This is a genomic window from Ruegeria meonggei (assembly GCF_900172215.1).
GTDB lineage: Bacteria > Pseudomonadota > Alphaproteobacteria > Rhodobacterales > Rhodobacteraceae > Ruegeria > Ruegeria meonggei.
This window is the reverse complement of sequence record NZ_FWFP01000005.1, coordinates 231,278-248,920: the sequence shown is the minus strand read 5'-3', so window position 1 is coordinate 248,920 and position 17,643 is coordinate 231,278. Positions and strand designations below refer to the sequence as shown.

Annotated in this window: 19 protein-coding genes, 1 tRNA gene and 1 riboswitch; of the genes, 9 read left to right on the top strand and 11 right to left on the bottom strand. The window is 57.1% G+C overall.

Annotation, left to right across the window (positions count from 1 at the left end):
• Nucleotides 1-180: 180 nt before the first annotated feature.
• Nucleotides 181-402, bottom strand: coding sequence for a hypothetical protein (locus tag RUM8411_RS10245; RefSeq protein WP_085822587.1), 222 nt, complete (start codon nucleotides 400-402; stop codon nucleotides 181-183).
• Between the two features lie 522 nt (nucleotides 403-924).
• Between RUM8411_RS10245 and RUM8411_RS10240 the strand changes: the two genes are divergently transcribed.
• On the top strand, nucleotides 925-1,539 hold the full coding sequence (locus RUM8411_RS10240) for a hypothetical protein (RefSeq protein ID WP_085822586.1): 615 nt from the start codon (nucleotides 925-927) through the stop codon (nucleotides 1,537-1,539).
• 52 nt (nucleotides 1,540-1,591) lie between these two features.
• On the opposite strand, the gene RUM8411_RS10235 is transcribed toward RUM8411_RS10240, so the two are convergent.
• Nucleotides 1,592-1,960, bottom strand: a complete 369-nt coding sequence (locus RUM8411_RS10235; RefSeq protein ID WP_234995190.1) for a DUF3768 domain-containing protein — start codon at nucleotides 1,958-1,960, stop codon at nucleotides 1,592-1,594.
• Nucleotides 1,961-2,302: 342 nt separating this feature from the next.
• Nucleotides 2,303-2,378, bottom strand: a tRNA-Lys gene (locus tag RUM8411_RS10230).
• Between the two features lie 210 nt (nucleotides 2,379-2,588).
• On the opposite strand from RUM8411_RS10230, the gene dapF reads away from it, so the two are divergent.
• Both dapF and mtaB read left to right on the top strand, forming a co-directional pair.
• Nucleotides 2,589-3,431, top strand: a complete 843-nt coding sequence (dapF, locus tag RUM8411_RS10225; protein WP_085822585.1) for a diaminopimelate epimerase — start codon at nucleotides 2,589-2,591, stop codon at nucleotides 3,429-3,431.
• Nucleotides 3,428-4,684, top strand: coding sequence for a tRNA (N(6)-L-threonylcarbamoyladenosine(37)-C(2))-methylthiotransferase MtaB (gene mtaB, locus RUM8411_RS10220; RefSeq protein WP_085822584.1), 1,257 nt, complete (start codon nucleotides 3,428-3,430; stop codon nucleotides 4,682-4,684). Before dapF ends, mtaB begins: the two co-directional genes overlap by 4 nt.
• 141 nt (nucleotides 4,685-4,825) lie before the next feature.
• Here the strand turns inward: mtaB and RUM8411_RS10215 are convergent, their stop codons facing one another.
• Genes RUM8411_RS10215 through petA form a run of 3 tightly spaced genes read right to left on the bottom strand, consistent with a single transcriptional unit; the run spans nucleotide 4,826 to nucleotide 7,556 of the window.
• Nucleotides 4,826-5,611, bottom strand: coding sequence for a cytochrome c1 (locus RUM8411_RS10215; RefSeq protein ID WP_085822583.1), 786 nt, complete (start codon nucleotides 5,609-5,611; stop codon nucleotides 4,826-4,828).
• 17 nt (nucleotides 5,612-5,628) lie between these two features.
• Nucleotides 5,629-6,960: a cytochrome b gene (petB, locus tag RUM8411_RS10210; protein WP_085822582.1), complete on the bottom strand. Its 1,332-nt coding sequence runs from the start codon at nucleotides 6,958-6,960 to the stop codon at nucleotides 5,629-5,631.
• An 11-nt stretch (nucleotides 6,961-6,971) separates the two neighbouring features.
• Nucleotides 6,972-7,556, bottom strand: a complete 585-nt coding sequence (petA, locus tag RUM8411_RS10205) for a ubiquinol-cytochrome c reductase iron-sulfur subunit (protein WP_085822774.1) — start codon at nucleotides 7,554-7,556, stop codon at nucleotides 6,972-6,974.
• 487 nt (nucleotides 7,557-8,043) lie between these two features.
• Here petA and RUM8411_RS10200 point away from each other — a divergent pair, with 487 nt between their 5' ends.
• Nucleotides 8,044-8,487 (top strand): c-type cytochrome, encoded by a 444-nt coding sequence (locus RUM8411_RS10200; protein WP_085822581.1) that lies wholly within the window; start codon nucleotides 8,044-8,046, stop codon nucleotides 8,485-8,487.
• 13 nt (nucleotides 8,488-8,500) lie between these two features.
• Here the strand turns inward: RUM8411_RS10200 and RUM8411_RS10195 are convergent, their stop codons facing one another.
• Entirely contained in the window at nucleotides 8,501-9,115 is a 615-nt protein-coding gene (locus RUM8411_RS10195) for an FMN-binding negative transcriptional regulator (RefSeq protein ID WP_085822580.1), read from the bottom strand.
• A gap of 54 nt (nucleotides 9,116-9,169) precedes the next feature.
• Nucleotides 9,170-9,317: riboswitch (FMN riboswitch) on the top strand.
• Nucleotides 9,318-9,389: 72 nt separating this feature from the next.
• Between RUM8411_RS10195 and RUM8411_RS10190 the strand changes: the two genes are divergently transcribed.
• The 5 genes from RUM8411_RS10190 to cobO all read left to right on the top strand — a co-directional run bounded on the left by RUM8411_RS10190 (nucleotide 9,390) and on the right by cobO (nucleotide 13,309).
• Nucleotides 9,390-9,830, top strand: a complete 441-nt coding sequence (locus tag RUM8411_RS10190; protein ID WP_085822579.1) for a 6,7-dimethyl-8-ribityllumazine synthase — start codon at nucleotides 9,390-9,392, stop codon at nucleotides 9,828-9,830.
• Nucleotides 9,831-9,924: 94 nt separating this feature from the next.
• Nucleotides 9,925-11,025, top strand: coding sequence for a chorismate synthase (gene aroC / locus RUM8411_RS10185; RefSeq protein ID WP_085822578.1), 1,101 nt, complete (start codon nucleotides 9,925-9,927; stop codon nucleotides 11,023-11,025).
• The gene (locus tag RUM8411_RS10180; RefSeq protein WP_085822577.1) at nucleotides 11,009-11,683 is read left to right on the top strand and encodes an HD domain-containing protein; all 675 of its coding nucleotides are present in this window, start codon (nucleotides 11,009-11,011) and stop codon (nucleotides 11,681-11,683) included. Before aroC ends, RUM8411_RS10180 begins: the two co-directional genes overlap by 17 nt.
• Nucleotides 11,684-11,715: 32 nt before the next feature.
• Nucleotides 11,716-12,651, top strand: coding sequence for a DMT family transporter (locus tag RUM8411_RS10175; RefSeq protein WP_085822576.1), 936 nt, complete (start codon nucleotides 11,716-11,718; stop codon nucleotides 12,649-12,651).
• Nucleotides 12,652-12,709: 58 nt separating this feature from the next.
• Entirely contained in the window at nucleotides 12,710-13,309 is a 600-nt protein-coding gene (gene cobO, locus RUM8411_RS10170) for a cob(I)yrinic acid a,c-diamide adenosyltransferase (protein ID WP_085822575.1), read from the top strand.
• A 58-nt stretch (nucleotides 13,310-13,367) separates the two neighbouring features.
• On the opposite strand, the gene RUM8411_RS10165 is transcribed toward cobO, so the two are convergent.
• The 4 genes from RUM8411_RS10165 to RUM8411_RS10150 all read right to left on the bottom strand — a co-directional run bounded on the left by RUM8411_RS10165 (nucleotide 13,368) and on the right by RUM8411_RS10150 (nucleotide 17,486).
• Complete coding sequence (locus RUM8411_RS10165) at nucleotides 13,368-14,936, bottom strand: alkaline phosphatase D family protein (RefSeq protein WP_085822574.1); 1,569 nt, start codon at nucleotides 14,934-14,936, stop codon at nucleotides 13,368-13,370.
• A 132-nt stretch (nucleotides 14,937-15,068) separates the two neighbouring features.
• Entirely contained in the window at nucleotides 15,069-15,434 is a 366-nt protein-coding gene (locus RUM8411_RS10160; RefSeq protein ID WP_085822573.1) for an SPW repeat domain-containing protein, read from the bottom strand.
• 109 nt (nucleotides 15,435-15,543) lie between these two features.
• On the bottom strand, nucleotides 15,544-16,494 hold the full coding sequence (locus RUM8411_RS10155; protein WP_085822572.1) for an AraC family transcriptional regulator: 951 nt from the start codon (nucleotides 16,492-16,494) through the stop codon (nucleotides 15,544-15,546).
• A gap of 125 nt (nucleotides 16,495-16,619) precedes the next feature.
• Nucleotides 16,620-17,486, bottom strand: coding sequence for a branched-chain amino acid aminotransferase (locus RUM8411_RS10150; RefSeq protein WP_085822571.1), 867 nt, complete (start codon nucleotides 17,484-17,486; stop codon nucleotides 16,620-16,622).
• Nucleotides 17,487-17,643: the final 157 nt, after the last annotated feature.

The following is a 17,643-nucleotide window of genomic DNA, read 5'->3' as shown; positions in this document are numbered from 1 at the left end:
GATCCAATGGCGGCAGAGTGAGCCCAAAGTTACCAGTGGTGCTCAGGGCGCGAAGGTCTGCGATGCTGCAGTAAGCGGTCTTTGCAAGGTCGGACTGGACGAGCGCTATAGATTAGCAGGAAAGGCCGTTAGGTAAGGGCGCGAACCTGATCCGCCCCCTTCAACATTTTCTGGATGCGCTCAATAACGCGGTTGACTGCAAACGCCTGCATCGTCGCAAAATACACCGGCAAGCCCGCCGATGACGGCACCGCGGTCGCCGTTTCCATCGACGGCCTTCGCCGCGCCATACCCGAGAGCTGCCCCGACAAGGCCGCGCTCCATATCAGTGTCGATTGCGGCGCCTGGTGCGCAGGCCGAGATTATGGCGGTTTCTGCGATGAGCGGATAGATGAGTTTCATGTTGGTCTCCTGAGGGGCCGACAGTGCGCCGGCGGCATTGCTGGTATCGAGGGATTGCGGAGAAGCGTATCTCCGCAATCCCTGCCGATGCTTATGCTCATACTCCTCAGGCGCCCTGTTATCCGATCAGGGCGCGCTACCGACCTTCGTTGCACGACGACGGAATGACCGCTTCGTCTTTCCGACAAGAATGCCGGAGCCAGTGCTCCCTTAGGTTTGATCTGGCAAACCTCTCCTAATCCCATACCTTGGGTCATTTCAATTTTCCTTCAGTGGTTAGAGGCTGAAGACACCGAATACCGACGGCGGCGTTCAACCCTCCCAATCAGTTTGACACAAGCAACTCAAATGTAACGGGCTTTCAGGAGCGCCTTTTGTCTTTAACAATCAATGCGTTAAGCGAAAATCACCCAGTTTGACGAAATTAAATTTACACCATCGAAACATCGCGAATAGAGATTTACACTGTCGAAACATCGCAATTGGTATGATATCGGTCGCTTCTGACCACATGAGGAATCAATGAGAAAAGCTGAAAGAGCGACGAACGAAGACATTCTCAAGTTTGAAGAGAAGATGCATCGCGTCTGCTCTAGGCAGACTTGGCAGTACATCGATCCAGAAACGATCAAACTCAAACCGCTCAAACGCAAGCACCTAAGCAAAAAAAAATACTTCGAGGCGATTCGAGGCGAAGTCTTAGAAGCTGTAGAGTTGATAGACAGCCAATTGAATGTCCCAGGCCGTTACTCGCAATTTGGCCCCAAGAATGTTCTTAAGCAATTTGTTTACCAGTTGGTTCGAAAGTGTAGGTCGAAGGGTAGAGAGGCCAAACTTCAGCGTTTTCTCGAAGATTCAGTTCGCTCCACCGGAAAGCGAACTCAACGAAACCCCAAGCATCTGGGCGCAAAGAATCTGTTTTTTCATTGTTTCAGGGGCTTTGACCCAATGGAGAGGTGGGTTAGATCAGGCGAGGTGTCCAAGCTTTCACGACAGTTGCTATACGCTGATGTAAAAGACGTACCATCCAAGTATCTGATAGGCTTCATTCATCAAACAGGTGGAAAAATCTTGAATGAAGTTCCTATTTACGTAAGCGGTCAGACAGCTGATCGCGATGAGGACGCAGACCAATAATTGGTAGAAGCAAATTTCCAGCTTCCCACAAGCGGGAAGCTGGTTCGAAGTTTCAATACTCAGTGGACAGCAAGAGCGCCATATGCCTAGTTGTCTGCAGTGGGTCCGTCGAATCCGGGGACTCATCATCAAGGTCTTTGTTGTAGTAGTTGATTTCCCATTCAACGGTACGGTTGTTGACCTTGATTGAACCCATGTCATGCTCACCGCCGGGTTCTACACTTTTGTCGCCTGCGTCACCGGCGAGTTGTTTCATGATAACATCAACGGTAGCTCTACCGAGCAGATGTATCCCCATTGAGATCATGACAATGCCGCCTTCCCCTGTCTTTCGGAAATGATCGTTCAAAACTTGGTTCTTCTGTGCAGGAGACATGTCTGCCGTCAGTTTGACATGCGAAGAGATTTTGCTGTCCGTCATGGAAAGCCCCTGTGCTTTTGAGATTTTTGATAATTGTGAGGACGTACAGACGGACACAGCTTCGCTTTTCTTAGCGTAGCAGTTCAAACTATGTGTGCTATTTTGGAAGTTGCACGCGACAGTCAATTGCCGCTCTGTACATAGTTAGTGTACCAAAAACTCTTCACAGTGTCAAAAAACATCATATTAACAACGACTTACGGTCTCACCAAAAGAGAAAATCCACGATTTCAACGAACGGTTTTCTACACGTTTCTACGTCAATCTATGCCGCGTGGTTGCTAGGTGGTTGCTGTAGGCCTGAGAAATTCTCGCCTATTCTTGCTAAACCTTTGAAAAAAGTGGTGAGCCGTGCAGGATTCGAACCTGCGACCCACTGATTAAAAGTCAGTTGCTCTACCAACTGAGCTAACGGCCCACTCTTTTCAGGATCTTTCCGATCCATGGCGCTCTCTAAGGTATTTTCCCAACCGGGTTCAAGACCTTATTTTGCACCTCGTTTCACCGACACTTAGCGTGTTTCCGGCGTCCCGATAGGCGGCCTAACTAGGCAGGTGGCGCGGAGGGGTCAACCCCTTTTTTAAGGAATCTTCGCTGCAGGGTGGATTCCTTTCCGGCACGACGTTATATGCCCGCCATGCAACAGGAACTGACCACCGGTTTGCCCTTCATGAAGATGCACGGGCTGGGCAATGACTTTGTCATTGTGGATGCGCGTGCGCAATCTGTCGCGATTTCGCCCGCTATGGCAAAAGGAATCGGGCATCGGCAGTTCGGCGTTGGATTCGATCAGTTGGCCGTGATCGAACACGGCGAGGCGGATGCGCATCTGGTGTTCTACAACGCCGACGGCTCGACCTCTGCCGCTTGCGGGAACGCAACGCGCTGCATAGCCCGGTTCCTGATGGAGGAAACGGGAAAGCCAGAGCTGACCTTGACCACAGAGCGCGGCACTTTGATCGCGCGCGATACCGGGAACGGCCTGACCTCGGTCAATATGGGGCAGCCGCAGTTGAACTGGCACGAGATTCCCCTGGCCGAAGCGGTCGACACCCTGGAACTGCCAATCGAGGGCGCGCCGACTGCCACCGGAATGGGTAACCCTCATTGCACCTTTTTCGTAGACGACGCCGAGGCTATCCCGCTGACCGAATTTGGTGCGCGGTACGAGTATCACCCGCTTTATCCGGAACGGACCAATGTTCAGGTGGCCCAGATCATTGGCCCTGACCATATCCGCATGCGGGTGTGGGAACGCGGTGTCGGAATCACCTTGGCCTCAGGGTCGTCGTCCTGCGCAACAGCCGTTGCAGCCGCCCGCCATGGATTAACCGGGCGCAAAGTGCAGATCGAATTGGACGGCGGCACGATCTGGATCTACTGGCGCGACGACGGCGTCTGGATGACGGGGCCAACCTGCCGCGTGTTCTCCGGCGTGTTGACGCAGGAATTCCTGAGGGCGCTGGGATGAGCGCCCCCAAGTTCACCACTCTGGGCTGCCGCCTGAACGCCTATGAGACCGAGGCGATGAAAGAACTGTCGGCGCAGGCTGGGCTCACCGACGCGGTGATCGTGAACACCTGTGCTGTCACAGCCGAAGCGGTGCGCAAAGCCCGGCAAGAAATTCGCAAGCTACGGCGGGAAAACCCTGACGCGCGGCTGATCGTGACAGGCTGCGCGGCCCAGACCGAGCCTGACACCTTTGCCCGAATGGATGAGGTTGACGCAGTCATTGGCAATACCGAAAAAATGCAGCCTGATACCTGGAAAGACATGGCGGCGGACTTTATCGGCCAGACCGAGACGGTACAGGTCGACGACATCATGTCCGTGACCGAAACCGCGGGCCACCTGATCGACGGTTTTGGCACGCGCTCGCGCGCCTATGTTCAGGTCCAAAATGGCTGTGATCACCGCTGCACCTTCTGCATCATCCCCTACGGCCGCGGCAACTCGCGCAGCGTCCCTGCGGGCGTGGTGGTGGATCAGATCAAGCGGTTGGTAAACAAAGGTTACAACGAAGTTGTTCTGACAGGCGTCGACCTGACCTCATGGGGGGCCGACCTGCCCGCGCAGCCCAAGCTGGGTGATCTGGTCATGCGCATCCTTAAACTGGTGCCTGATCTGCCGCGCCTGCGGATCAGCTCGATCGACTCGATCGAGGTGGATGAGAACCTGATGCAGGCCATCGCCACGGAACCGCGCCTGATGCCGCACCTGCATCTGTCACTGCAACATGGCGACGACCTGATCCTCAAGCGCATGAAACGCCGCCACCTGCGCGACGACGCCATCCGCTTTACCGAAGAGGCGCGCAAACTGCGCCCTGAAATGACCTTTGGCGCCGATATCATCGCCGGGTTTCCGACCGAAACCGATGCCCATTTCGAGAACTCTCTGAAACTGGTCACCGATTGTAACCTGACCTGGCTGCACGTCTTCCCCTATTCCAAGCGCGAAGGCACTCCGGCAGCTCGTATTCCACAGCAGGTGAACGGTAGCATCATCAAAACCCGCGCCGCCCGCTTGCGCGCTGCTGGCCATACCCAAGTCGCCCAACACCTGTCCGCACAGATCGGGAAATCACATCACATCCTGATGGAGAACCCGCATATGGGCCGAACCGAGCAATTCACCGAAGTAACCTTCGCTACTCCTCAACCCGAAGGGCAGATCGTGACCGCTACAATCAACGGCGCAACAGATACCCAGCTGACGGTCTGATCCGCGCTTCATCTGGCCAAAAGTATCCCGGGGATGAATTGGCCGCAGGCCAAGAAGGGGTTGGCCCCTTTACCCCGGCCCCAACAAAAAACCCCCGCAGCTTGTGGCGCGGGGGTTTATCAATTCAGTCAGGCCGCAAGCTTAGGCGTGCTTCTTGCCTTTCACGCCAGCCCACAGGCGCTTGTTGACCAGGTACAACAGCACCGAGAAAAGCGTCAGGAAGATAACACCGACAAAGCCAGAATACTTACGCTCCATCATCTTCGGCTCGGCCGTCCACATCAGGAAAGCTGCGATATCCTCGGACATGGCTTCAACCGTGGCCGGGTGACCATCGGCGAATTCCACCTGATCTTCCGACAGCGGCGGTGCCATTGAGATCCAGCCACCTGGGAAGGCCGCGTTTTCGTACAGAACGGTGCCTGCTTCTTCCTTTTCCTCGCCAGTATAGCCATCCAGCAGAGAGGCGATGTATTCCGCACCGCCCATACCTTTGAAGAACTGGTTGATTCCCAGGCCGTAAGGGCCATGGAACCCGGCGCGGGCCTTGGCCATCAAGCTCAGGTCCGGTGCGCCAACACCGTCATTGACCGGGAAGTGGTCGGTCGGGATCGCCGGGCGGAAATCATCCAGCTCGGGGTCGAACACTTCGAAGTTGCCCGCGGCATAAGCGATGACTTCTTCTTCTGAATAGCCCAGCGCCTCAAGGTCACGCAGAGGCACATAACGCAGGCCGTGGCAGGCCGCGCAGACCTCGGTATAGATCTGAAGGCCGCGCTGCAGCTGGTTTTGATCCCAGGTGCCAAAGGGGCCTTCGAACGAAAAGTGGAAATCCTCGATATGCTGGTCGCCTCCGCCCGCTGCGAAGGACGCAGCAGGGGTAAGGGCGATAGCAAACGCGGCACCGATTGCAAGTTTCTTGAACATGTTTCCGGTCCCTCTTCTTACTCGGCCGGCGTGGCGTCGGCGTCAGCCTTGCCATAATGCGCGTTGAAGTCTTCTTCGATAGTCTCCGGCTGGGCCAGAGGTTTCTCGATCACACCCAGGATCGGCAGGATCACGAAGAAATATCCGAACCAGTAGGCAGACGCGATCAGCGAGAAAGTCGCATAAGGCTCTTCGGCAGGCATCGCCCCCAGCCACATCAGGGCAAAGAAGTCGATGATCAGCAGGTAGAACCACCATTTGAACATCGGGCGATACTTGCCCGACCGAACGGTCGATGTGTCCAGCCAAGGCGCCAGCGCCATCGCCAGGATCGCACCAAACATCGCCAGAACACCAAAGAACTTGGCATCGACGATGCCACCGGTGACAAAGCTGGCGATCTGAACAACCCAGACTTCGCCGGTAAAGGCGCGCAGGATCGCGTAAAACGGCAAGAAGTACCATTCGGGTACGATATGTGCAGGTGTCGCCAGCGGGTTGGCTTCGATGTAGTTATCCGGGTGACCCAGATAGTTCGGCATAAACCCGACGATTGCCCAGAACACCACCAGGATCACAACCAGCGCGAAAAGGTCCTTGATCACAAAGTAAGGCCAGAACGGCAGTGTGTCTTTTTCTGCCTCGGCTTTAGATCCGCGGCGCACTTCAACACCCGTAGGGTTGTTGTTGCCGGTGGTGTGGAAGGCCCAGATATGCACGACCACCAGAGCCGCAATTACAAACGGCAGCAGGTAGTGCAGCGAGAAAAAGCGGTTCAGCGTGGCATTGTCCACCGCGGGTCCGCCCAGCAGCCAGGTCTGGATCGCATCGCCGACAAAGGGGATCGCGCCAAACAGGCCTGTGATCACGGTTGCACCCCAGAAGGACATCTGCCCCCAGGGCAGAACGTAGCCCATAAAGGCGGTACCCATCATACACAGGTAAATCAGCATCCCGATGATCCACGTGATCTCACGTGGGGCTTTGTACGAGCCGTAGAACAGGCCGCGGAAGATGTGGATATACACCGCAACAAAGAACAGCGACGCGCCGTTCATATGGACATAGCGGATCATATAGCCGCCATTCACGTTGCGCATGATGTGTTCGATGCTGGCAAAGGCCAGATCGACATGCGGGGTGTAGTGCATCACCAGAACGATACCGGTGACAATTTGCAGGACCAGGCAAAACGCCAGGACGATGCCCCAAATCCACCACCAGTTCAGGTTCTTTGGTGTGGGGATCATGAGGGTGTCATAAAGCAGGCCGACAATCGGCAAACGGCTGTTCAGCCACTTCTCGCCATTTGTCTTGGGCTCATAGTGGTCGTGGGGAATTCCGGACATCTGGCTCTCCCTTAGCCGAGTTTGATAGTAGTGGCGTCTACCCATTCCACAGGCGGGATGGGCAGGTTTTCAGGCGCGGGACCCTTACGGATACGGCCAGCAAGATCATAGTGCGAACCGTGGCAGGGGCAAAACCAGCCACCAAAATCGCCTGCGTCACCCAGAGGCACACAGCCGAGGTGGGTGCAGACGCCCATCTGAACGATCCACGCCGCCGGCGCTTCACCTTCTGGCGATGGAATGACACGGTTTGCATCCGTTGCCGGCGCGTCGGGTTTCAGGTTCGCGTTGCGTGCAAGCGGGTCGATCAGTTCGGCCATGCCGTCCGCGTCCTGCTGCTTTGCTTCGTCGATTTCGGCACCGGTGCGGTGGCGAATAAAAACAGGTTTTCCCAACCATTTGACGGTCAGCTGCGTGCCCGGCTCAACTCCGCTGACATCCTGACGGATCGAGGACAGCGCCTGAACGTCTGCCGACGGGTTCATTTGGTTGACTAAGGGCCATACGGCAGCCCCCGTCGCAACGACACCTGCGCCGCCAGCGACGTAGTAGAGGAAATCTCTGCGGGTGCCTTCGTGGTCTTCTGCGTGGGACACGAGGTTTTCTCCGATTCCGGCGCCCGGGGTATGCCGGGCAAACATGCATCAGCACCGCATCAAAGCGGCGTCTCATCGCGGCTATCTAGCCGGGAGAAATCGGTTCGTCCAGCGGTCATAGGCGCGCACTACGCCGCATCCGGGCATTCATGTCACAACGAAGGGGTGTTTTTTCAAGATTTGGGCTGAGTTAAGAGAAAAATTTTGCCGCCGACTTTCCATTCGAATCAATGTGATTCGGATCAGCCACTCAGGGTGAAAGATGCGCCTGGAATACAGATCCAGTTGCGCGTCAGGGCCGGAAATCAGCATAGTTTCGGCCAGATTTTGCCACGCAAATTTCTACTTTCAAATGAATTCGAACCCGCCAAATATTGAGTGAAAAATAGATATTTTACAAACGCTTACCTGCATTCGATTTTGATTGCACTCCGGTCGGGAATACCTGAAGGGCGAGGGTACACCCAATCTCTGCAGGACGTTTCCAATGTCAAAGCTCTTTGCACCCATAATGATACTCTCGCTGGCTCTGTCGTCTCAGGCCGCGGCCGCCGGTGATCCGGCAAAAGGCGAAAAACTCTACAATCGGTGTTCTTCATGCCATGCAATCATCAAAGATGGTGAAGTTCTGGTCAAAGGTGGAATCACCGGACCGAATCTGTACGGCGTTGTCGGCCGCGTCGCCGGAACCGAAACCGATTACCTTAATGGCAGCGCGCGCCTGCCGGTTGGGATGTTCACCGACGACATGATCCGAGCCGGGCAGGAAGGTCTGATCTGGACGCAGGAAAACATCGCCTCTTATTCCAAAAATCCGATCGAATTCATTCAGGTCTATCTGGACGACGACACAGCCCGCCCGAACATGAGCGTCAAGCTCAAGAAGGGCTCGGCAGATATCGCGGCCTATCTGGCAACGTTCGGTGACTAAGCTCCGAAGCTGGTCACGCCCCCCGCATCAGCGTGGCCAGTTGCGCGATCTCACTGCCCTGCCCATTACTTTCGACTTGATCAGCGGCGGCCAGACGAACCTCGTCCGGTTTGTTCTGGTTCAGCTTCCAGGTGACCTGAATGTCTTCGACCCGCATCCGGCAGGGCACAATCATCCGCATCATGCGCTCCAGCGCCTCGGGGGTCATCTTGTCAGCGCTCCAGGGTGGTTTTGGCAGCAAGCGCTCCTCGAAATAGGCCGATTGACGGTCCAGCAGGCCGCGCAGTTCTTCTTGCGGGCAACGCTCTAGCGTTCCGGTCAGGTGAACGGCCACGTAATTCCATGTGGGCACCTGATCGTCGATCCCATACCAGTCGGGCGAGATATACCCGTCCGGCCCTGACACCGCGATCCGCACGGTTTGCGGTTCTTTCAACGCCCGGACAATCGGGTTTGAACGCACAAGATGCAGGTCCGCCTCAGTACCGTCCTCGGACAGCACAAAGGGCACATGGCTCAGCAACGGCGCGTCATCCGTCGACAGCGCCAAGACGCCAAACGCCCGGTCTCGGGCAAAACTGATATGGCGCGCGCGATCGTCGGCGCGAAAAGCGGGATTCGGGTGCATGGCGGTCCTCCTGCCAAATCTCTTGCAGAGCCGGGCAGTTCTTGGCAAGGTCCGGCTTGTTCTCAGGGCGGGGTGAAATTCCCCACCGGCGGTATGCGGGCGATGACCCGTAAGCCCGCGAGCGGTCCCTACTCAGGGATGACAAGCAGATCTGGTGAGAGGCCAGAGCCGACGGTTAAAGTCCGGAAGGAAGAGAACGTGCAGACACGCCGCCTCGCGGTGTGTTTGCTCGTGATCGCCTTGGGTGACGTGTCTGTTACGAAAGGAGATCATGATGACACACACCCGATATGCATTTATCAAAGCCAACTGGCATTCCGATATTGTCGACCGAGCGCTGGATGGGTTCCTGGAACTGATTCCAGCCGAGCAGGTTGATGTCTTCGACGCCCCTGGCGCGTTCGAGATGCCGCTGCTGGCCCGCGATCTGGCCCAGACCGGGCGCTACAGTGCCGTTGTTTGCGCCGCCTTTGTCGTCGATGGCGGCATCTACCGGCATGATTTTGTGGCGCAGGCTGTGGTCGACGGGCTAATGCGCGCCGGGCTGGACACCGGCGTTCCCGTCCTGTCAGTCTCGCTGACCCCACATCAGTATCAGGAGACCGACCACCACAACGCCATCTACCGCGCACATTTTGTAGAAAAAGGCCGCGAGGCGGCGCAGGCCGCGCTGAAAATCACCACAACCCGGGCACAACTGGCCCGGGCCGCGTGATGAGATTGAGTTGGGGCCAAGGTGCCCCAACCGCAAATCCGCTTGAGGCCAAGGCCCTTGGCAGCTAATCACAACGCGCAAAGGAGCACGCCCCATGTCGATGAACAGCTTTGGACACCTTTTCCGCGTCACCACCTGGGGTGAAAGCCACGGACCCGCCTTGGGCGCCACTGTCGACGGCTGTCCGCCGGGCGTCGCGATAGACGAGGGCATGATCCAGCACTGGCTGGACAAGCGCAAACCGGGGCAGAACAAGTTCACCACGCAGCGGCGCGAAGCAGATCAGGTGAAAATCCTGTCCGGTGTGTTTGAAGGCCAGACCACTGGCACACCCGTGCAGCTGATGATCGAGAATACCGATCAGCGCTCAAAGGACTACGGCGATATCATGGACAAGTTCCGTCCGGGTCACGCCGATATCACCTATTGGCAGAAATACGGCATCCGCGATTATCGCGGCGGCGGGCGCAGTTCTGCGCGCGAAACGGCCTCTCGGGTGGCGGCTGGTGGATTGGCACGCGAAGCGATCAAGCAGATCGCACCCAATGTGCAGATCACCGGATACATGACCCAGATCGGTCCCAACAAGATCAACCGGGATAATTTTGACTGGTCCCAGATCGAACAAAACCCGTTCTGGACCCCCGATGCGCAAGCTGCCGAGGATTGGGCCGCTTATCTGGACGGGTTGCGTAAATCCGGCAACTCGGTTGGTGCCATTGTCGAGGTCGTTGCCCGTGGCGTGCCAGCGGGCATCGGCGCGCCGGTTTACGCCAAGTTAGACACTGATTTGGCCTCTGCGATGATGTCGATCAACGCGGTCAAGGGCGTTGAGATCGGGGAAGGTATGGCCGCTGCTGAACTGACCGGCGAGGCCAATGCCGATGAGATTTTCATGGGTCAGAACGGCCCGCAATACAGCTCGAACCATTCGGGCGGCATTCTGGGCGGCATTTCCACTGGGCAGGATGTTGTTGTGCGCTTTGCCGTCAAACCCACATCGTCGATTCTGACCACCCGCAAGACCATCACCAAATCAGGTGAGGAGACCGAGATCATCACCAAGGGTCGCCACGACCCCTGCGTCGGCATCCGCGCCGTTCCAGTGGGTGAGGCGATGATGGCCTGTGTAATCCTGGATCACTTGCTGCTGCACCGTGGCCAGATCGGAGAGAACCGTGGACGGATCGGCTGATCTGCGCAGTCAGCTGCGGGGCATTGTCGCCCACCGGATGGAGACGGACCCCGCTCATGATCTGGCCCATCTGGATCGGGTATGGGTGAATGCACAAGCCATTGCGGACAATACGACGGACATGCACGTCCTTTTGGCCGCCAGCTACCTGCATGATCTTGTGAACCTTCCAAAAGACGACCCCGCGCGGCATCTGGCCTCGCGCAAATCCGCGCAGGAATCCGAGCCTATTCTGGGCGAAATGGGCTATGATACCGACCACGTCCGCGCCATTCAGCACGCGATCGAGGCGCATAGTTTCTCGGCCAACATCACGCCTCAGACGGCTGAGGCGCGTATCCTGCGCGATGCCGACCGGCTGGACGCGTTGGGGGCTATTGGCGTGGCGCGCAATTTCTCTGTGTCTGGCGCGTTGGGCCGGTCGCTGTATGACCCGGCTGATCCGTTTGCCGAACAGCGCCCGCTGGACGACTTGGCCTTTTCGGTCGACCACTGGAAAGTCAAACTGCTGTCCCTGCCAGATGACATGCTGACCGATGCCGGCAAGGTGATCGCGCAGCAGCGGACACATCGAATGATCCGCTTTCTTGAGGAGTTCGCCGAAGAAATCGGCCGCTCTTTGCCAGATGACTGGTCAAACTCGACCCGGCGGCATTGATCTTTGACAGTCAAAGGCGCAGGAAGGCGCCGATGGCTAAACCCTTAACATCGCATCGACCCTTACTGGCTGTGTCACTGAAGCTCAGCGCGCTCGTTCTGTTCACCTTGATGCAAGCGCTGGTCAAAGTGCTGTCCGCCGACTTTCCCACCGGCGAGATGGTGTTTTTCCGTTCACTGTTTGCCGTTCCGATCATCATCGGCTGGCTGTTGTACCGCAGAGAGCTGTCCCAGGGCCTCGTCGTCAAAAAGCCAATGGGCCATTTCTGGCGTGGCGTTCTGGGCACCAGCGCGATGTTTCTGACCTTCACCGGGCTCAGCCTGCTGCCGCTGCCCGAGGTCACTGCGATTGGCTACGCCACCCCTATTTTCACACTGATTCTGGCAGCACTCATGCTGGGTGAGCGTATCCGCATGATCCGTATCGGCGCCGTCGCCATTGGCCTGTTGGGCGTATTGATCATGATCTGGCCACGGCTGGGCGGCAATAATCTGGATACCGCCGCAACAATCGGGGCGCTGTGTGTGCTGGCCGCGACCATAGCGCGGGGGTTTGTCCAGATACACATTCGGCAACTGGTGCAGGTCGACCACCCAGCTGCGGTTGTGTTTTATTTCTCGATCACCGCCACGCTGTTATCCGCCGTGTCCGCGTTTTGGGGCTGGATCATGCCGACATGGGAACAGGCTCTGATATTGGTGGCAATGGGGCTTTTGGGCGGTGTGGCGCAGATTCTGGTGACGTCCTCATACCGCTACGCGCAGGCCTCGATGCTGGCTCCTTACGACTACACGACCATGCTGTTCGCCATTGTCATCGGTTACATCTGGTTTGATGAATTGCCGACGCTGGTCATGTTGGGCGGGGCTGCGCTGGTGATCGCGGGCAATGTGCTGGTCATTCTGCGTGAACGGCAACTGGGTCTGGACCGCGGCAAAGACAAGTCAGTGACCGACCCCAAAGCCTGACCTTTACCTTTGCCATTCTTTGCTTAGGTTGTGCGCAACACCAAGAAAGGTTCCCCGCATGAGCGACGCACATGATCACAAGGAAAAGATGCAGAAGGTGCAGGCCAAGCACCGTAAAAAAGTGTCCGAGGCCGTTGATCCCGAACGGGGGCTGATTTTGATCAACACCGGCAAGGGTAAGGGCAAGTCTTCGGCCGCGTTTGGTGTTGTGATCCGCGCGCTGGGCTGGGGCCAGAAGGTCGGCGTGGTTCAATTCATCAAGGGCAAATGGAAAACCGGCGAGCGGCGGTTCTTTGAAGAGCGCGATCTGGTGACCTGGCACACGATGGGCGAAGGTTTCACCTGGGACACGCAAGACCGCGACCGTGACATTGCCGCTGCAAATGCCGCTTTTGACAAGGCCTGCGCGCTGATGGCCAGCGGTGAATACGATCTGGTGGTTTTGGATGAGATCAACATCGCCCTGCGCTATGAATACTTGTCTGTCGAACAGGTCATCGACGGGCTGGCCGCGCGGTCAGACAAAACCAGCGTGTTCCTGACCGGTCGCGACGCCCCGCAAGCACTGCGCGATTACGCCGATCTGGTGACGGAAATGACTGAGGAAAAGCACCCGTTTAAGGCCGGTATCAAGGCCCAGCGCGGCGTGGATTTCTGAGATTTGGGCATAGCGGGCGCCCCGGCATCGACCTGGGTCGCCCCTGATTTTGATTTACTCAGATAGCACTTGGCTGAGGATCAAGCGTCACCGACCAAAGCTCAGTATCTGCCCGGTCCATCAAACGCACAGACATCTGCTGAGTGACCCCGTCGATATCCACCAGACCAAAGAACTGCAGGCCGGCACTGGGCGGCAGATTCACCCCCTGTCCTTCAGCCGGAGCTTTGACGAATTTCACCTCTGGGCCAAATGTGCCGTCCAACGCGTTGGGGCCAAATGTTCCCGCATGCAATGGGCCCGAGACAAACTCCCAAAACGGCTCAAAATCCTGAAATTGTGCTTTGTTAGGGTCATAATAGTGTGCCGCCGTGTAATGCACATCCGCCGTGAACCAGACAGTATTGCGAACCCCGGCCGTCTTGATAAAACGCAACAGGTCGGCGATCTCAAGCTCACGGCCTTTGGCGGGCCCACCATCACCGTTCGAAACGGCTTCGGCACCTGCCTGGTCTTTCCAGTTGTCCCAGACGATCAAGCCGATCGGCATGTCCGAGGCAATCACCTTCCATGTTGCGTTGGACGAGGCTAATTCGCGCTTTAACCACGCCAGCTGATCGGCGCCCAGAATTCTGGACTGATCGGTAATCTCATCCTCCATCGAAGCCCCGTTTGGCCCGCGATAGCTGCGCAGGTCCAGAAAGAACACGTCCAGCATCGGGCCGTATGAGATCTTGCGATATACGCGTCCGGGTTCGGTCGGTGTGACCCGCAAAGGTGTCATCTCATGAAACGCGCGGGCGGCCCGGGATTGCAGCACATGTACCGATTTTTCGGTGTAACGATCATCCGAGATCAGGTCCTTGGCGTCGGACCAGTTATTGACCACCTCATGATCGTCCCATTGGAAGAAGGTTGGGCAAACTGCGTTCATTGCACGCACATGATCGTCCATCATGTTGTATTTCCACTGGCCCCGGAACTCGTCCAGGGTTTCGGCCACTTTGCGTTTCTCGTCGATCAGCGTGGAGTTTTTCCAGATCAACTGGCCGTCTTTTTCCACCTCATCCTGCATCGGGCCATCGGCGTAAATCGTATCGCCCGAGTGGATGAAGAAATCCGGCTTGTGCTGCGCCATGGTCGCGTAAGTACGCATTCCGTCGGCATCAATGCCCCAACCCTGACCAGCGGTGTCGCCTGACCAGGCAAAGCGCACATTCCGGCGCGACGTTGGCGCGATACGGAATTGGCCTGTAATAGGCTCTGATTGGACGTTGATATCGCTCAGGTCGGCGGCCACGAAGCGATAGAAGATATCCTGATCCGAGGGCAGCCCATCAATCAGTCGTTTCACCGTAAAATCGCTGTTTGGGATGGCGTCCATTGGGGTCAGCTGGCGTGCGTTGGCAAGGCTTTCAGTGGTCGAGACCTCCATCATCACCCGAGAAGGGCGGTCTGTGCGGGTCCAGATCATGCCCGAAGCTGTGTCGACATCGCCGGACTGCACGCCATGGGTAAAGATCGGGCGGGACGCGGCACGGCTAAGGGCGGGCATCGCCAAAGATGCGGCACAGGCGGTGCTGCCGGCCAGAAAGGCGCGGCGGTTGGGGCGAAGGAATTTAGTCATGGGGCTCTCCTGTCTGGTGATCTGAGATGATCACGCGATTGGTGAGCGGCAGTGAGCCGCCTGTTTGTAAAACAAGCGGCTCAGATTCTTGAAAGTATCACGATGATATTGTGACACCTGTGGATAATGTGCTTAGGCTGCCACGCCCTGTTCCGGTGCGCTGAGCGAAATGACAGCAACCACTGCCGCGCCGTTCAGCCAGTAGTATATCGCATCCAACCCCGAGAACCCAAACAGGCTGGGCGCGGCCAGAAACGCAACACCAACCAGCAGATCGACGCTGAGGTGGAACTTGTACGGCAGAACCCGCCAGATCCCCAGATGGTGATCGGTCAGAACAGTCAGCACAAACGCCGCCACGCCGGTGACCACGGACAACCACAGAGCCATCGGGTTGGATTGCCCCAGTCCCAGAACAAACGGCAGCACCATCAGCGCCAGAGCAACAGGGTAGTCCAAATAGGCATGCACAAAGCGGGTAACAAAACGGACAGACATTGGAATTTCCTTTCCTGGATTGGCATAGCCGTAACCTAGGTAAAGAATGTCGAACGCTGAATCCCGGATCGTCCGCAAAGCATTGCAGATCGTCCGGAAAAACGTCGGATCAGTGCATAGACCGATAAGCCGCCGGTGACAGGCCGACCTGCTTCTTGAACACACGCGAAAACGCAGCCTCAGAGGCATAGCCCACTTCGGCGGCGGCGTCAGCGACGTTCCAGCGAGCCTCGGTCAACCCGTGACAGGCGATCTGCATCCGCCAGTCGGTCAGGTATTGCATCGGGGTTGTGCCCATCTTCTCAGCAAACAACTGGGCGAAGGCGGTGCGCGACATCCCGGCCTCACGCGCGAGCGACTCGACGCTCCATTCTTGGGCGGGGCCCTGATGAAAAGCGGTCAGTGCTCGTGAGATTCGCGGATCGGCAAACCCGGCAAGGGCAGTGTCACTCGGGCTTTGATGTTCCAGATGGGCGCGGATGGCCTGTGCGAATAACACCTCGGACAGTTTCATCGCGATCAGATCACCGCCAATCCGCGCGCCGTTGACCTCGGATCCGATCATACGCAGCGTGGCTTCGATCCATGCCCCTGCCTCTTCGCCGTAGTTTTCGATCAGGATGAATGGCGGCAACCGGTCGATCAGCATATGTCCGGTGCCTTGCCGCCCCGGTGGGCCTGTGAAGGAGAAATGGCCACAGATCAGCTGGGTATCGCGGCTTTCATCTTCACCGCCGTATACCAAAACACCGTCCCCCTTGTATCCGGCCTCCTCCAGCACCTGCTCCAACGGCAGAGCGTCCAGCGGATTAACCTCGTTGCACAGTAGGGCATGGGCGGCTCCGTGGGGGATCAGGATCAGATCACCTTGTTTCAAACGCAGGGTTTGCCCTGTGTTAGAGACGTGAACTTTCAATTCACCCCGCTGCACAAAGTGAAACCGTGCCACGTTCTGAAAGGCCGGAACCTGTATGCCGAAGGGCGGCGTGAACGAAGTGCGGAAGTAGAATGTACCCCGCAGGGAAAGGCGGGTGAGGATATCGCTGAGCAGGTCCAACATGCGATTAAGCTACAGGTCTTTATCCGTACGTCCAGCCATCTGAACGACTTGCACAAAACCTTGAACGGCTGGCAAAGAAAAACCCCCGCCAATGGCGGGGGCTTTCACAGGTCTGATCCCGATGGTCAGGCGCGCACCAGCGCTTCATAGTCGGCCGAGATTTCGCGGGCCAGATCTCCGACTTCGAACGTGTAGTTGCCAATCTGGCCAACCGGGGTGACCTCGGCCGCTGTACCTGTCAGCCAGCATTGTTCGAAATCCGCCATCTCTTCGGGCATGATATGACGTTCTATCACGGTGATGCCTTTGTCTTTCAGCATCTTGATCACAGTCTGACGGGTGATGCCGTTCAGAAAGCAATCAGCCAGCGGCGTATGAACTTCACCATTCTTGACGAAAAAAACATTGGCGCCGGTCGCCTCGGCGACAAAGCCGCGGTAATCCATGAACAGCGCGTCCGAGCAGCCTTTGGCTTCGGCCTTGTGCTTTGAGATGGTGCAGATCATGTACAGCCCCGCCGCCTTGGCGTGAACCGGAATGGTTTCAGGGCTGGGGCGTTTCCATTCGGCGATGTCCAACTTGGCACCCTGCATCTTGGCATCGCCGTAATAGGCACCCCAGGGCCAGACCGCGACGGCCATCCGGACCGGGTTCTTGGCCGAGGCCACGCCCATATCCTCGCCCGAACCACGCCAGACCAGCACGCGTACATATGCGTCCTGCAACCCGCTGGCTTTCAGGGCTTCTTCCTTGGCAGCCTCGATCTGGTCGATCGAGAACGGAATCGGGATGTCCAATGCTTCGGCCGAAGCGATCAGGCGCTCGGAATGTTCGCGGCTTTTGAAAATCTTGCCGTTATAGGCCCGCTCACCCTCGAACACAGAAGACGCGTAATGCATCGCATGGGACAGGATGTGTACATTCGCCTCACGCCAGGGCACCAGCGCTCCATCCATCCAGATGACACCGTCACGATCATCATACCCCGCCATGCGAAATCTCCTTGCTCGGGTTGATTTTTCCGATTGTTGCGCCAATTAAGTCCGAACCGGACATAAAGTTGCGCAAAAACTGCAATTCGATACCTGTCCACTCTTGGAATGTCAACAACGCTGACATAAACTCGGCCCGGTGTAACGAATGAGGCAT